The 14,362-nt window shown below is 62.2% G+C and carries 17 protein-coding genes and 1 pseudogene; 10 read left to right on the forward strand and 8 right to left on the reverse strand.

The annotated features are described in order from the left end of the window. Positions 1-171 precede the first annotated feature (171 nt). The 8 genes from EWV35_RS03910 to EWV35_RS03945 all read left to right on the forward strand — a co-directional run bounded on the left by EWV35_RS03910 (position 172) and on the right by EWV35_RS03945 (position 6,795). Positions 172-960: a sigma-70 family RNA polymerase sigma factor gene (locus EWV35_RS03910; RefSeq protein WP_238654137.1), complete on the forward strand. Its 789-nt coding sequence runs from the start codon at positions 172-174 to the stop codon at positions 958-960. After that, positions 947-1,840 carry an anti-sigma factor domain-containing protein gene (locus EWV35_RS03915; RefSeq protein ID WP_129658397.1) on the forward strand — a complete coding sequence of 298 codons (894 nt, stop codon included), beginning with the start codon at positions 947-949 and terminating at the stop codon, positions 1,838-1,840. The genes EWV35_RS03910 and EWV35_RS03915 overlap by 14 nt, the downstream gene beginning before the upstream one ends. Positions 1,841-1,979: 139 nt before the next feature. After that, positions 1,980-2,573 carry a biotin transporter BioY gene (locus EWV35_RS03920; RefSeq protein ID WP_394342431.1) on the forward strand — a complete coding sequence of 198 codons (594 nt, stop codon included), beginning with the start codon at positions 1,980-1,982 and terminating at the stop codon, positions 2,571-2,573. Then, the gene (locus tag EWV35_RS03925; protein ID WP_165168323.1) at positions 2,570-3,730 is read left to right on the forward strand and encodes an AMP-binding protein; all 1,161 of its coding nucleotides are present in this window, start codon (positions 2,570-2,572) and stop codon (positions 3,728-3,730) included. The genes EWV35_RS03920 and EWV35_RS03925 overlap by 4 nt, the downstream gene beginning before the upstream one ends. Positions 3,731-3,773: 43 nt before the next feature. Then, a complete protein-coding gene (locus EWV35_RS03930) occupies positions 3,774-4,895 on the forward strand; it encodes a thiolase family protein (protein ID WP_129658401.1) in 1,122 nt (373 codons plus the stop codon). Continuing rightward, positions 4,892-5,584 carry an energy-coupling factor ABC transporter ATP-binding protein gene (locus EWV35_RS03935; protein ID WP_129658403.1) on the forward strand — a complete coding sequence of 231 codons (693 nt, stop codon included), beginning with the start codon at positions 4,892-4,894 and terminating at the stop codon, positions 5,582-5,584. The genes EWV35_RS03930 and EWV35_RS03935 overlap by 4 nt, the downstream gene beginning before the upstream one ends. Continuing rightward, positions 5,581-6,195 carry an energy-coupling factor transporter transmembrane component T family protein gene (locus tag EWV35_RS03940; RefSeq protein WP_129658405.1) on the forward strand — a complete coding sequence of 205 codons (615 nt, stop codon included), beginning with the start codon at positions 5,581-5,583 and terminating at the stop codon, positions 6,193-6,195. The genes EWV35_RS03935 and EWV35_RS03940 overlap by 4 nt, the downstream gene beginning before the upstream one ends. A gap of 267 nt (positions 6,196-6,462) precedes the next feature. Continuing rightward, complete coding sequence (locus EWV35_RS03945; RefSeq protein ID WP_129659490.1) at positions 6,463-6,795, forward strand: helix-turn-helix domain-containing protein; 333 nt, start codon at positions 6,463-6,465, stop codon at positions 6,793-6,795. A 95-nt stretch (positions 6,796-6,890) separates the two neighbouring features. On the opposite strand, the gene EWV35_RS03950 is transcribed toward EWV35_RS03945, so the two are convergent. The 8 genes and pseudogenes from EWV35_RS03950 to EWV35_RS03985 form a co-directional block, all read right to left on the reverse strand. Then, positions 6,891-7,292 carry a recombinase family protein gene (locus EWV35_RS03950; RefSeq protein ID WP_129658407.1) on the reverse strand — a complete coding sequence of 134 codons (402 nt, stop codon included), beginning with the start codon at positions 7,290-7,292 and terminating at the stop codon, positions 6,891-6,893. After that, entirely contained in the window at positions 7,289-7,660 is a 372-nt protein-coding gene (locus EWV35_RS03955; RefSeq protein ID WP_129658409.1) for a sulfate permease, read from the reverse strand. Before EWV35_RS03955 ends, EWV35_RS03950 begins: the two co-directional genes overlap by 4 nt. A 278-nt stretch (positions 7,661-7,938) precedes the next feature. After that, on the reverse strand, positions 7,939-8,949 hold the full coding sequence (locus EWV35_RS03960) for a hypothetical protein (RefSeq protein WP_129658411.1): 1,011 nt from the start codon (positions 8,947-8,949) through the stop codon (positions 7,939-7,941). 43 nt (positions 8,950-8,992) lie between these two features. Continuing rightward, positions 8,993-10,060, reverse strand: coding sequence for a hypothetical protein (locus EWV35_RS03965; RefSeq protein WP_129658413.1), 1,068 nt, complete (start codon positions 10,058-10,060; stop codon positions 8,993-8,995). After that, positions 10,060-10,980 (reverse strand): DNA adenine methylase, encoded by a 921-nt coding sequence (locus EWV35_RS03970; RefSeq protein WP_165168325.1) that lies wholly within the window; start codon positions 10,978-10,980, stop codon positions 10,060-10,062. Before EWV35_RS03970 ends, EWV35_RS03965 begins: the two co-directional genes overlap by 1 nt. Beyond that, positions 10,977-12,479 carry a hypothetical protein gene (locus tag EWV35_RS03975; protein WP_129658415.1) on the reverse strand — a complete coding sequence of 501 codons (1,503 nt, stop codon included), beginning with the start codon at positions 12,477-12,479 and terminating at the stop codon, positions 10,977-10,979. The genes EWV35_RS03970 and EWV35_RS03975 overlap by 4 nt, the downstream gene beginning before the upstream one ends. Positions 12,480-12,547: 68 nt before the next feature. Beyond that, positions 12,548-12,745, reverse strand: coding sequence for a helix-turn-helix domain-containing protein (locus EWV35_RS03980; protein ID WP_129658417.1), 198 nt, complete (start codon positions 12,743-12,745; stop codon positions 12,548-12,550). A gap of 93 nt (positions 12,746-12,838) precedes the next feature. Next, positions 12,839-13,837, reverse strand: a pseudogene (locus tag EWV35_RS03985) (C-terminal helicase domain-containing protein); the annotation flags it as partial. Here EWV35_RS03985 and EWV35_RS13140 point away from each other — a divergent pair. Together EWV35_RS13140 and EWV35_RS03990 are read left to right on the forward strand one after the other, a co-directional pair. Further along, a complete protein-coding gene (locus EWV35_RS13140; protein ID WP_165168327.1) occupies positions 13,797-13,955 on the forward strand; it encodes a hypothetical protein in 159 nt (52 codons plus the stop codon). The pseudogene EWV35_RS03985 and the gene EWV35_RS13140 sit on opposite strands and share 41 nt — an antisense overlap. Further along, the gene (locus EWV35_RS03990) at positions 13,955-14,158 is read left to right on the forward strand and encodes a hypothetical protein (RefSeq protein ID WP_129658419.1); all 204 of its coding nucleotides are present in this window, start codon (positions 13,955-13,957) and stop codon (positions 14,156-14,158) included. The genes EWV35_RS13140 and EWV35_RS03990 overlap by 1 nt, the downstream gene beginning before the upstream one ends. Positions 14,159-14,362: the final 204 nt, after the last annotated feature.

A 14,362-nucleotide genomic window follows, 5' to 3' on the forward strand; every position in this document is an offset into this window, starting at 1 on the left:
ACCGGGCTCCCGTATGGTCGGACGAAAACCGATGGCCGGGCGGCTCCGAATACTTCGTGTAATGTTCGGCAACCTCCGAGCATTCGTCGAAGCTCGCTTGTCCGCGGGTCGAGACTTCACTTTCGGAAAAGCGAATCGAATAAAGACTAGAATGACGGGAGAAAACACGATGTGACCTTCGACGACCCCCCTCGTGCAGCGGGCGTTGCGGTGTTCATCTCACCGTCGGATCATCTGACGTGTGATTACTCAGCGCAAGACCACCCCGGAAAAGAGGGCGGTTTCGAGTCCGGTCTACAGGCCGGCGGAATGACAATGGTGATTATGGCCCGAAGCTTCCGTGCCACGGACGAAGAGCCCCGAGATCCTGAAGTGGCGGAAGCCGTCAGGGCCTCGGAAAGCGAGCACGATCTGCTCGAAGCCTTGATGGGTTGTGCCTCGAGGGGCAACCAGAATTGTTTTGAGCGCTTGTACGACCTGTTGGTTCCTCGGATTTACGGTCTCGTCCAGCGCATTCTGCGCAACCGTTCCCACGCCGAAGAAGTCACTCAGGAAGTCTTCCTCGAGGTGTGGCAGAAAGCTCCTCAATACGATCCTTCCCGGGGCTCGGTGGGGTCATGGGTGACCGTGATCGCCCATCGCCGCGCGGTAGACAGGGTCCGCGCGTCCCAGGCGGCCTGGGATCGCGAGATGCGGACGGGGAAAACCGAGTTCAGGGAAACATATGAGCACGTCGAGTCCACCGTCCAGCAGAGCCTCGACAGCGAATCCGTTCACGCTGCCCTCTCGCGTGTACCGCAAACCCAGGTAGAGGTGATGACATTGGCGTACTTCGGCGGCTTGTCCCAGAGCAAGATCGCCAAAATGTTGGAGATACCGCTGGGCACGGTGAAAACGAGAATGAGACAGGGATTGATGCGGTTACGCTCCGAGTTGGGAGGCGAATATGAAGCGAATTGAAAACCCTTTGGAGGACACCGTCGCTGCATATGCGCTCGACGCCCTGGAGCCCGAGGAACAGAAAAGATTCGAGGCCGAGGCCTCTCAGGAGCAGAAAGAACTGGCGGATCAATGGAGCCAGGTTGGCGCCGCCCTGGGCCAGTCGATCCCGGAGGAACAGCCTCCCGCGGCCCTCAAGGAACGGGTGATGCGACAGATTCAGACGACACCGCAGTTGAACCGCGTCCCTCGGCACGCAACCAGAGGAGTGGCCACGGTCGAGGAAGACTCCCTGTCGAGAGCATTCCCGCTCGGTTCGGAGCGTGACTCTTCGGGTCCGTCCGACGGAAAGTCTGTCAACCAACTGCCTCCGAGCCGCCTTAAAGCCCGCATCCGCTGGAATGTTGCCTCCGGTGTCGTGGCCGCCGCCTGTGCTGGACTGGCAGTCTTCGCAGGGGTCTGGGGCATGGATCAGAAGCGTCAGCTGGATGCGACCCGATCCGAACTCTCCGCGGCGCAAGCCCAGTCGAGTTCGTCGACGTCGGTTATGGGCCAGCTCTCCGCGGCCTCCGATCTCTCACTGGCCAAGGGAAATATGAATGGCGCGAATATTTCCGTGATGTATTCGGCCTCGCACAACATGGCGGGAGTTGCGACGAATGATCTCCCGAAACTGCCCGAGGGCAAGGTCTACATGATGTGGCTCATGGACAAAGATCATCAGGTCATCGGCAACGGAGCCCTCAATTCCGGAGGCTCCTCCGACCCGGCATCGGGCGGCGAAATGACCACCATGACGGACCAGGACCTTCATGACGTAGCGGCATTCGGCGTGACCGTGGAAAACAAGGACGCGACCTCGCCTACGGGCGATCCGTTCATGCTCGAGTCCGAAAGCTGACCAGACCATAAGACGTCAATGCGGCGAATCGTGCACTTCTCGACTAACCTGAACACTGTTCAAAATCCGATAGGCGGATTCGACTGGCCCTTCACGATCCCTCGGGTCCACGGCGTTCGTGAAAGAAATGGAGCAGACAGTGAGTTCAGTAACCCGTGACACCCCGACGGCCACTCCTGCGGCACCCGCCTCGGCTGCGCATTCAATCGCCTACATTGCGGTATTCGCGGCGCTGGTCGCGGTCCTGGGAATGCCAGGAAACATCCCGCTTCCCGGGTTGGTCCCGATCACGGCACAAACGTTGGGCGTCATGCTTGCTGGAGCCGTTCTCGGGCCATGGCGGGGCGCATTGTCCATGACGCTGTTCTTGGCGCTCGTTGCCTTGGGGCTGCCACTGCTCTCTGGAGGGCGTGGCGGCTTGGGCGCATTCGTCGGACCAAGTGCCGGCTACCTTGTCGCGTGGATCTTGGGAGCGGCCGTGGTCGGCGTCGTCGTGCGGGCAGGCAACGGGCGCCTCACATGGGTCAAAGTATCTCTTGGCTGCATCCTCGGAGGCATGATCGCGCTCTACGCAGTGGGAATACCAGTACAGGCCGCCGTGACCGGAATGTCCTTGAGCCAGACCGCTACGGCATCGCTGCTTTTCCTCCCCGGCGACCTCATCAAGGTTGTCATCGCCACGCTCGTGACCATGGGGCTCTGGAAGGCCTACCCGAGAGCATTCCAAAAGTGACACCGACGGAGGGCGACGATTCCACGCGTCGTATCCGCGTTGTGAAGGGGCGGGACCACGGACACGTGCTGCGAGAAGCGCTGTCCATCCGGCGCGAGGGAGGCGTCCCTCTCGTCGGTGACGAGCGCTGGAGCGAAGCTCGATGGAAATCTTTGGTCAAGCGGGTTTCCGAAGCAAGAGTTCCTAGCCAGGCAGCGTGGGCGGCCCTGACGTCCGGAACTACGGGGGAACCGCGCATCGTCGTAAGAACCCAACACTCCTGGGACATCTCGTATCCGGGTCTGAATCGTTTAGCGAACATCGGTTCCGACGACGTCATGCTGATCCCCGTCCACCCGGTCTCCTCCATGAGTACCTATGCCGTCTCCCACGCGGAGTTCACGGGGTTCCGCTTCCAGGTTCCGAAGACACACCGAATCACGCCCGGCGACATCGCCGAGACGACGGTCATGCACGGCACCCCGTGGCACCTGCGAGACGTAGTCGAACTCCTCGACACCGGCCACCCGACGGCTCTGAAGTCCGTGATCGTCGGAGGAGACAGACTGCCTGCGCCGCTGAGGGCTCGAGCCGAAGACCACGGACTGCACATCGTGAGCTACTTTGGCGCAGCCGAGCTGTCCCTGGTGGCCGTCGACGCCGGGGATGGTCTCCGTGCCTTCCCCGGCGTAGACCTTGAAATCCGGGACGGCATCCTCTGGGTCCGGACAAGTCAACGCGCACTTGCCGTGCTGGGCACCGGTGGTGGCCTCAGAACCGACGGGCCATGGGCAACAGTCGGAGACAGGGCAAGCCTCAACGATGGTCTGCTGGTACTCCACGGTCGTGTCGATGACGCCATTCTCACAGCGGGAGCCACCGTTATCCCCGCCGAGGTCGAAGATGTGCTCAACTCGATGCCGGGAGTATCCGCCTCCCTCGTACTCGGCATCCCCAACGGGCGTGCCGGGCATCTGGTGGCCGCGGCCATCGAGACAAACCGGATAGAGAGCCCGCCACCGTTGGCGGCCATTCAAGACATGGCCCGGCGTCATCTGACCCCAGCTCAGCTTCCCAGGCTATGGAAAACATGCGAATGCCTGCCTCGAACAGGGGTCGGCAAAATCCGGCGACTCTCGCCCGAAGAATTCCAGGAGCTTCGCTCAACACACCGTTAGCCGGAAATCCACAGCCCTGCGAACGGCCATTACAAGGAATCCCATGCAGAACATTGCCATAACAGCCGGGCTCCGGACCCCCATCACCGGTCGATCACGCGCGCTCGCGAACTACGGCGTCGAAGAATTGGCCGCCATGGTCATGGCGGAATTGGAAACGACAACCGGCCAGCGCCCAGTCGGTGTGGTGCTCGGCAATTGCACCGGCCCAGGGGGAAACCTCGGACGGAATACGGCATTGGCGGCGGGCTTCGGTGCCGAGTGCATAGGTTGGGGCATCGACGCTCAGTGCGGTTCGGGTTTGGTCGCCGTTCAACAGGCCATGCACCACGTCGCGGCCACGGGAGCGACCATGTTCGCCGGCGGAGCCGAATCCGCATCGACCGCCCCGACACGTTCGCATCACGGCGTTCCGTTTGCACGGGCGCGTTTTGCGCCCCAAGGATTCCCCGATCCGGACATGATCGAAGCCGCCGACGAGCTGGCCCGACTGAAGGGCATCTCACGCGAAAGCCAAGAATCCTTTGCCGAACGCAGTCACGAGCTTTCCTTAGGAGCAAAGTCTTTCCTCCGAGCAGAGACGGTCTCCGTGGCCCGGGGCCCGGCCAGGACAACGATTATTGACGACGGTCCGCGCCGCCTCGGGAACAACGCCCTCCGACGCTTTTCCCCTGTCTGCGACAAACCGGGTGCCACGGTCACCCCAGGCACCACCGCGCGCATTTCGGACGGTGCAGCGGGCGTCGTCGTGACGACCCTGGGCAGGGTTACCGGCCCCCACTGGAAGATCCTGGCGTCGACAACGACCGGGGGAGACCCGGCGCTTCCCGGGATTGTACCGGTAGCATCAACCCGGCAAGCCTTGAACAGGGCAGGTCTGAGGATTGACGATCTTCAGGCCATCGAGGTCGTCGAGGCATTCGCGGCACAATCTCTTGCGGTACTCGACGGTCTAGGGATAGCCCATCATGGAGAGATCGACCCACGAGTCAACACATGGGGCGGTGCTCTCGCTTTGGGCCATCCATGGGGCGCATCCGGGGCAGTGGGTCTTGTGAGGCTCCTGCACCGACTCAGACATGAAGGACCCGGCTCCCGGGGGCTGACAACCTGCGCCATTGGCGGAGGCATGGGCGCAACAATGATTCTGGAGTACGTGGAATGAGCATCAGCATTGAGAACCTGCGCGTCGAGGCGGACGGACCCGAGGGGCGCACCGTCTTGCTGGACGGAGTCACCACAACTCTCGAGGCGCCTCGCATCGCGATCATCGGCGAGAACGGCTCCGGCAAGTCGACCCTAACCAAGGCGATAGCGGGCCTTGTACGTCCCTCCTCCGGACGCGTGACGGTGAACGGGATCGATTCGGTCAAGAACGTCAAACGCCTACGGCGCGCAGTGGGCTTTGTCTTCGCCAATCCGGGAGCCCAAACAATCATGCCCACGGTTCGCGAAGACATAGCTCTCACGTTGCGCGGACGCAGGCTCACTCGGGAAGAGACCGCGGCCAAGGTCGAGGAGGCCATCCGACTGCACGAACTCGAGGACCTCGCCGAGCGGCCCTGCCACGCTCTCTCCAGCGGCCAGATGCAGCGCCTCGCTCTGTGCTCGGTTCTGGTGGGGGAACCGGAGCTTGTCATTGCCGACGAACCCACAAGCCTCTTGGATGCACGGCACCGCAGGATCATCGCACGCCGGCTCCTCGAACCGGCAGCCCCACAAGTTCTCTTGGTCACTCACGACCTGGACCTCGCCCGTCGCTGCGACCAGGCAATCCTCATCGCCAACGGAAAACTCGCAGCACAAGGCGAACCGGCCGAAGTCATTGAATCCTACGAACGGGTCCTGACATGATCTCGCTCTACTACCCGGGGCACAGCCTCGTCCACCGGCTCCCGGCGGGGGTCAAGCTGTTGCTCTTTGCGCTCTTCGCTCTGGCGCTCTCCTTGGCCCCCGTGACCTGGTGGACCGTCAGCGCATGTATTGCCATAGCGCCCGCGGGCTACGCGCTCGCAGGCTTGGGTATAGGGCTGTTTCTGCGCGATCTCAGAGGACTTGTCGTGGTGGTTGCCTTTCTCGCCGCAACTCAGGCCGTTTTCCTTGAGCCTTTGGAAGCGGTCCGTAATACGGTCCGGGTGATTTCGGTGATCATGCTGGCTCAGGTGGTCACGCGCACAACTCCCGTTCAAGGCATGATCGAAACCTGTGAACGCGTGCTGGGTCCTTTTCGCCGTGTAGGTCTCGACCCGGAACGGATTGGATTGGCCATGGCATTGACCTTGACCTCAGTCAACCAATTGGGCGCGATCATTCGCGAAGTTAGGGATGCCCAGAAAGCGCGAGGGGTTCGGATTGCTCCTTGGGCTTGGGTCATGCCGGTTCTGGTGTTGACGCTCCAGCACGCGGACCAGGTCGGGGATGCGTTGGAAGCCAGGGGAATCGGTCGTGCAGACGAGGGGGAGTGAGACCGGGCAAGGTCCTTCCCCGTAGACAAAAACGAGGCCCGAATGCTTGCGTGCAGGGGATCCTGCGGCAACATTCGGGCCTCGTACTTGGGGTCACTTCGTAGCACGTTTAGCAACATTCCCCGCAGGGCGAGAACGCTGGTAACACGGTGTTCTCGGGGGATGTACGAGGGGCCGAAGCGGCCGTCAACGCCTCCTGTGAGGGATACCCGTGGTTCGTTAGTCCGGAGAATCGAGACGACTCAAACCTTTCTGACGCCCTCTGAGGTGGACCGTCTGATCGAGGACTACAACGCTGGCATGAGCGTTGTGGGTCTGGCGAAGAAGTACGGCATCCATCGGGCCACGGTGTCTGCGCATCTGAGTCGGCGGAGCACGCTTCGGCGTCGTCCGGGTCTTGATGTGGATGAGTGTGCCGAGGCGGTTCGTCTGTTCCGTGCGGGAGTGTCGATGCGTGCGATCGCCCGTCGCCTCGGGGTTGGTCGTAGGTCGGTTCGCACGTGCCTGGTGGAAGCGGGGCTAGTCGATGCCGAGCCGTCGGACTCGCGGACGTCCAGCGAAGTCGCCGGTGGCGGCGCGGAACTGCAGGCGGCCTCATAGCAGCCAGGTGCTCGCCGCCCGTCACGATCGCAAAGAGAAGTCGGCGCCCGCCTCCGAAATGGAGGCGGGCGCCGACTCGTGGAGTGGACCGGGTATCAGCCCCCGGACTCGGTGTCGCCGTGGATGCGGCGGGCGTCCGCGACGGTGAACTCGTACATCATGTCGCGGATGCACTCATCGAGGACGGGTCCACTGAGGGTGCCGCTGGCGGCGTGGAGGGTCAGTCCCGCTTCGGCGAGCGCGTCGAAGTTGCGCGTCGCGGCCAGCGTCCGGCGGCCCAGACGGGAGATGTCGGTGACGACCACCTCGGTGGCCCCGACCTTGACGGCCGTGTCGATGAGGGTGGTGAGCCCGTCCTGCGGGTGTCCGGTGTCGGTGACTGTGCCGACGTCGCCCAGGTCGCGCTCACGCAGGTAGGCACGGCAGTCGGCCTCCTGCTGGCGGACCTGGTCACAGTTCACGGTGGCGCTGCGCAGGTAGATGATCGCCTTGGTCATGACGCACCTCCTGCCATCGCCGGAACCTGCGCGAAGCCGGGCGAGGGCTCGGGCGTTCGCCGCTCGGTGTGCTCGTGCCAGTGGACCTTGGCGAGCGTAACAAGGCTGATCGGGCCGATCCAGAGCATCTTCAGGGCCGACCAGAAGGCCAGGAGCACGAAGAGGTTGAGCCAGCCGGGACCCCCGTCACGAACGATGACGGCGAGCAGGCTGGCGACGTAGAGGTAGGGAATCGCGAGTAGCATGGCCAGAACCCCATACTTGAGCCCGGAGCGCGTGCGGATCTTGTCGAGCAGCACGTTGGTGGGCATCCAGCGGCGTAAGAAGCCGGCGACGTGGATGCTGGCGATCCAGACGAGTCGGAACATGATGTGCCTCCAAACACGTAACTGTGGGAGAGGCAGTACGTGTGGAGTGTCCGACGGACAGCCCCGGAGCCGGGGCTACATGAGGAGGGGTTTCTGCCTCACTTCTGACCATACGCCCGCCGTGTGACAAACGGAACCCCCCCAGTGCCAGAACCGGCCGTGTTGTCGCCCGTGCCTTCGGTTTCGCGTTTCGGGAGACTGCTCTGGGTATCGCGTCTTGCGCTGACTCTTGGCCACTTGATCGGTTCGCTTCGCCACGTTGGCGGTCCGGCAGCCGCTCAGGCTGCCGCGGCTCTCCCCTCGGCGTAGGACAACGCTTCTGCCGCCCAGGCCCGGACGTAGTCTTCGTGCTGCTCATACTCCTGCTTGTCGTACCTTCCGCTGACCTTCGAAAGTGCCATCAGCTCGGTCAGACGAAGTCGGTCAATCACTACCCCGTAGTCGTTCTCACGGAGTCGGGCCTTCTCCGAGGCGACGGTGCGGAAGTCCAGCTTCTTCTCCTCGGACTGCTCATGGTGCTGCGGGAACGGTACGAAGAGCATCTCGATGTGCTTGTGCGATGGCGTCTTGTCGAACCAGGGAAGAAAATTGCCATCAATGAAGGACTTTATGGGCTTAGCGGTCCAGTTCCGGCCCGAAGCCACTTGCCCGTAAGCGACGATCGAGGCTGCCTGCCCGTCGAGGAACGGACGCCAGGCGACGATGTCAACGGTACCGTCCGCAGCATTGGCAGAGAGACCCAGCGGCCGTACTTCTGGCGCCACGGCAGTGCCCATCGTCGACGCGAGGTCCTGGATCGCTTCGAGCATTCCCGAGCCGTCTGGCCGTGGGAAGCCGAACCAGTACGCGCGGCCGCCAAGCACCTCGGCTGCCGTCAAATACGACTCGACTTGCAAAGCTCTCGCACTTGTCTTGAACACTTCGTGGTCACTCTTTGTCGGCAGTAGCTCGGAGTGGATCGCAGAGATCAGGAGGCAGCAGATGTAGCAGTCGTGTGCTGCGGCCTCAGATTCGCTCTCCGCTTCGCGACGCCGTAGCGCCCATTTTCCGTACTCCGAAACAAGTTCGAACGGGTAACGAGCGCCGAGCACCCGTTCACGATACGCGAGTTCCTCGTAGACGCGTTCCGAGAGCTCGTCGTTGTCGGGTTCCAGAATTTCCTCGTCGACCAACTCAGCGTCGATGTCAGTCAGCAGGCTTCCATGGTCGGGTTCCTGTTGAACGGTTTGGCTTCGGATCAGGCTTTGCTCGTTCGCGACCGACGCGTCCAGCAGGGCATGTAGCTCCACCCAGTCGGCCGCTACGCTCCTCGTTGAGCGCTCAAGAGGCGCATTAACTCTCATCAGAAGAGCGGCTTCCGAGGTGCGCCTCTTTCATGGCGTTGACCACGATGGTCACCACGCGAAGAGTTGCTTCCGCGTCATCGACCAGATCGGACTTCGGATCGTAGCGAGCGATAATCCGGGAGACGTCTTCGGCAGAGCTGGCGAGTTGGTAGAACGCCTTCTCGAACGCCTTTGCCTTGTCTTCTACGACGTCGAAGGCGCGGTCGAGGTCTCGGTTGGATTCGAGCACTCGGATTGCCCGCTCGCTGCCGAGCACGTTGATGAGTCGTCCGAGATCGGGATTCTGGCTCCTGATTAGCGCTGGTTCGTCTTCTTGACCGTAGAGCCATGACAGGAGGTCACGTAGATGCGCTCGGTGCGATGGTGGCACTGGCGCGGGTGGAAGCACTGAGTTGTCACTCTCAGGCAGGCCTAGGAACTGACGGACGTTCGCTGTCGAGAGCGCGGTGTAGAGGTGGGAGAAGTAGAAGGATTTCTTAGAACGGAGTTCGCGGTCGAAGAGTTTGGCGTTCTCCGCTTGCTCTAGCACAACGACGCCATTGACGAGTCTGCTGACGGTGTTGTGCCCGTCGCCCAGCCTGCGACTGACTTCGTCGATGTCGTCTCCGTCTTGGAGCCATGAATGTGCGAATCGCGCCTTCGCGTAGGAGTCCCATTTGAAGGCACCGTTGACGTGCTTGAACCCGATAAAGTCGCGTGCTTCTTTACGGCTACTGACGTAGTTGACCTGGATCTCGGTCGGTATGGCGTTCGCGTGGAGAGGTTGCGGCAGTGTGACTTTGAACTGCTGCTGGAAGCGGGGGTTCGCAATGATGCGCAGGGCCGCGAGGCGGCGGTTGCCCTCGACGACGGTACGGGTTGATTCCTCGACGATGAGGGGCTCAAAGTCGAGCCACCCTGAGTTGCCGATCGACTGGATCAGCTCGCCCAGATCGGCCTGTGTATAGAGGTAGGCGATTGCCTCGTCTTCGTCGGTGAACTTCGCGTCGGGGATACGCGGGTTCGCGAGGTCGAGAGAGAGCGTGTCCGGTGATGCTTTGTCTAGCCGCGCCATCAGTGTGTTCCTCCTATAGCGGCGTCTGCCACCTGCACGAGGTCGGCATGCGCAGATTCAAGCTCCTCGGGAATAGACAGTTCCGGCGAGAACACCATGATTTCGCTGGCTTTCATCACGCGGTGAGCCGAGTAGTTTAGTGCGAATAGTCTCCTGCGCAGATCCGAGTAGAGTTCTGCGACCTGAGGCACGTTGTCGTAGGTGAGAATCCATTTTGCTCGCCGCACGCCTTTGAGGCAGTCAGCTAGAGCGCGGTGGTCGGAGTCTTGGAAGGCGTTGAGATAGAGCGATCCTGCCTTCTCGAAGTAGGGCGGATCGGCGTAGATGAAGGCGTCGTCGCGGTCCGAGTACCGGCCGATGACGCGCAGACCATCCTCGTTGGTCACGGCTATGCGGTCTGCGTGGAGCGCGATCAGTCGGATGCGCTCGGCTAGGCCTTCGCGGTTGAAGCGAGCGTCGATCTTGTAGTTGCCCGTCTGGTCTTTACCACCGATGGGACCGCCGTTCAGGATGCCTGAGCGGTTGGTCCGATTGAGATAGAACGTTGCGAATCCGAGCGGGAGGTGGTTGTCGCGGGCGGAGGTCAAATAGACCTCACGCTGTCGTTCCCACTCATCGACGGAAAGTTCGACGCTATTGACTAGCGCGGTGAATTCGTCGGGCTGAGTGACGACTGCGTTCCAGAACGCGAACACGGCAGGGTCTAGGTCGTTGATAGCGATCCGTTCGACCTGGCCAGACACGAGCAGGGCGAGAGCCGCGCCCGCACCTCCTGCGTATGGTTCGACGTATACGCTTGAGGTGAGCTTGTTTTCCCGGATAATCGTCCGCAGGCGCGAGTAAAGCAGGCCCTTCCCGCCTGGGTACCGGAGCGGCGAGATGGTCACTCGTTTACGTGCAGATGTCGCTGTTTGGGTCATGGTTTGAGGACCGCCTTCATGACTCCTTCGATGGTCGCCCAGCATTCACGAACGTCGTCGGGTGTAGCAAAAATGTGATGATTGTGATTGGTGGCATCGAGGTGTGCTTTAGAGCCGACAAAGCCGTGACGTCCACCTCGGATCTTCTGAACGGGCTGGATCAATGCGGTCTGTCCGGTCGACTTGAAGTGCTGTTCGAGCCACACGAGGCAGTTCGAGAGGTACACGAAGCCCTGCTCATTTGAACTCTTTTTGATCTCCTCGCCAAGCATCTCGGCGTGGGCCTTAATCGTCTTCTCCAAGAAGGTGCGGAGCAAGTCAAGCGTCGCGTTCGGGAAGCGCTGGACGTTGATCGCTGACAGTTCCTTCACTATCTCGTGTATTGAAGCCGGGAACGACGGGGGGACCGTCAGGTTGTCGGTGTTGAGATAGTTCCTTTTCCGCGGAAGCGGCTTCGGCTTATCCCGTCCAGCATCGTTAGGTTCACGCGAGTCGCCATCTGCGCCGTCACGAGCCTGCGATCCCTCGCCCTGACCGCCGAAATCCGAACGCTTACTCGCCTTCGCCGAAGAATCCGACGTGTCGGAATTTGTGCTGGCCGACTCGCCATTGGATGATTCGTCATCTCTATGCTCGTCAAGCAAGTCGCGCAGGTCGTCCATGTACTCGACGTAACGGTCGCTTGAGGACTTGTTGAGGGTACGCGTGTTGATCACGCCGTCGCGGATGTCCCTCACGATCTTCGTCGCGACTCGCTTGAACAAGCCGGCGCTTGAGATGAGGGAGACCTCTCCCGTGCCGTTCTGGATGTGAATTCCAACGAGGTCGAGGAACTTCTCATTCTCATAGAGGCGCGCAAGGGTCGACACTGGGAAGCGGCGTTTGCGTGCGTAGTCGCCCAGTGACGGGTCGTCGTAGGTAACGTTGCGGAACAGTTCGAGAATCTTGCTCCGTGTGATGAACTTCCGGACGTCGATTGTTGGATACTGGGCGATCAGCCCTTCCGGCGATTTGCCGGCGTCGAGTTGCGCCTGGAAGAACGCGGCCTGCCTCGCCGGACCCCACGCCACGCGCTGATTGCTGGTGTGAAGCGCTGCGACGAGTTGGTCGGCGTCGTCCTGGGAAGGTGCTCTCTTGACGGTGATACGACGGATCGCGGCGCGATCGGGCACTGACTGCGCGAGCTTTCCGATGCGCGCTTGGTGATCGGGTGCGAGATACGGGTTCTGGATAGCTTTCAGTGCAGCGACGCGGCGATTGCCCTCAACCACGATCAGTTGACCGTCACGCTCCAGGACGATGGGGACTTCATGTGTCAACAGGCCGACCTTGGCGATACCTTCGACGAGGCTCAGTGCCTTTTCGTTGGTGAACAAGTCCTGGACGATGTCGGATTCCGGGACACCTTCGGGAATGTCGAGTCGGACGTTGCGGGGGTCGAGTTTGACGTCGTTGAGAACGTCGACGACCAGCTCCTCCCACATGGACATGTCGATCATGACGTCCCCCGCTCAGCGATAGCGTTTTGATCGGTAAGGGGCGTGCGGACGGTATCTCGTGCTGTCACTCAGTTCTCCACACTCTTCGCTGTGTCCTTGCTGCCTCGTACGACTGCGAGAACGTCGCTACGGAGGAAGCGCCAGGCTCGTCCGACCTTCTCGCCGGGCAGGGAGCCTTCGCCGGCGAGCGCGAGCACGGTCTTGGTGCTCACGCGCAGCAGCGCTGCAGCCTCCTCCGTCGTGAGAACTTCGTGTTCTTCCGCCATCTTCTCGCACACTCCTCTTGCGGGTTCTAACGTTAGGCTATCACCGAGAGCCGTCAGTGAGGTCGGTCCTTTCAGAGTGGTGGCGACGCGCCGCTAGAGTTTCGGCACTTGTCGGTCCGGCCCATGGCGGGGTGCTTGAAGCGGCGCGTCGCCAGTTGTCAATCGGGCGGCTTGGTCGAGCGCGTGCGGAGCGCTGGCGTGGCCGATCTTCTGCGCTGCGGATTCCGGTTGCGGGCCGAGCGGTGTGTCGTCGCTGATGCTGTAACGGTCACGGTAGGCGGCGATCGTGCGGGCCGACTGCCGCCACCGTGCCCACCTGGCCTCGTCGTCCGGCGGATCGCCCAGCGTGCCAGTCCAGGGCTGCTGTTCGATGAGGGCGGTGTCGAGGGCGGCGTCGGCTCGCTGTTCGATCAGATCGCGCCGCTCGGTGAGTGCTTGGCGCATCTCCGGACTCATGGCCCCAGCGGCTTGTGGGATCAGTCCGGCGATCAGTACCGGGGGTTTGCGGGTGCGTCCGGACCCGGCGGGTCGGGCGGTGGCGCGGGCAACCCGATAGTGCATGACCTTGGCGATATCGTCGGCGTCCTCAACCCCACGGGCGGCGACCAGCCTCGGAAGCAGGGCATCCACGTCGTGATGGTTGGCTTCGGCCCGCCGCAGCTCGGCCGTGAGCGCTCCGAATGCCTCCGAGTCGAGAGCCGCGTCGGCCTGCTCGGTGGTGAGCCCGCTGGTGCGGATGAGGGTGGCCCACCGGTCGTGCTGGTCGGCGGACGCGACGGTTTCGTATTCCGCGGCGAGCTGGGTGATCGAGCCCCAGTGGTCTTGCTCGGCGGTGATGGTCTCGTGCGCCGACAGCTCGGCACCGGAGTGCTGCACCACTCCGTACAGGACGCTGCGGCCGGTGGCCTCCTCGTTGTCAGAGGGGTGCGGGGCGGTGTGGGCGTCGTCGGGGCGGTCGAGGATCACCCACGCCCGATTGGAGTCTCTGCCGCGGGTCATCGCGACGTAAAAGTTCTCCCGCGTGGTCGCCGCTTGGACCAGGACGTGCGCGGTGTCCACGGTGATGCCCTGTGCCCGGTGCGCGGTCACGGCGTCCGACCGTGATCGTGACTTCGTGGACTACGTCGCCGAACAGGTCGAGACCCGTCGGAGCGCCGAAGACGCTTTCTACACCGGCGTCGACCCGGGCACCGGGGAGGTGCTCGGCTGATGGGTGCTTACGTCAAGAAGACCAACCGGCGCCGTCAGGAAGAACGGCGACTGTCCGTGCGATCCGAGCTGCGCGAGTCCGCTGACTACCAGAAGCTGACCGAGCTGCTGATGCGCTTGTCGCTGAGCCAGTCCGGACCGCCGACCGAAAAGCCACCGGCGCGGTCAGGTCGCCGCCAGACGCCGGCCAGCTCGCTGACGTAGAATGAGAGTGTCCCGCCGGGAGGCGGGTGTTGTGATACTGAACCTCACCCTCCGGGGTGGGGGAAATTTCTACTTGACCCTCACGGTCTCGTCTCAACGGCCCTACTGGGCTCATCTTCTCCACTCAACATCCGCAGTCGTCTCCTCCTGCCGGGAGTCAGGATCACCGACTGTAGGAGAAGAGCGATGACGATCCTTGAGGAT

Origin of the sequence: Rothia uropygialis (genome assembly GCF_004137765.1) — a bacterium.
In the GTDB taxonomy this organism is placed as follows: domain Bacteria; phylum Actinomycetota; class Actinomycetes; order Actinomycetales; family Micrococcaceae; genus Rothia.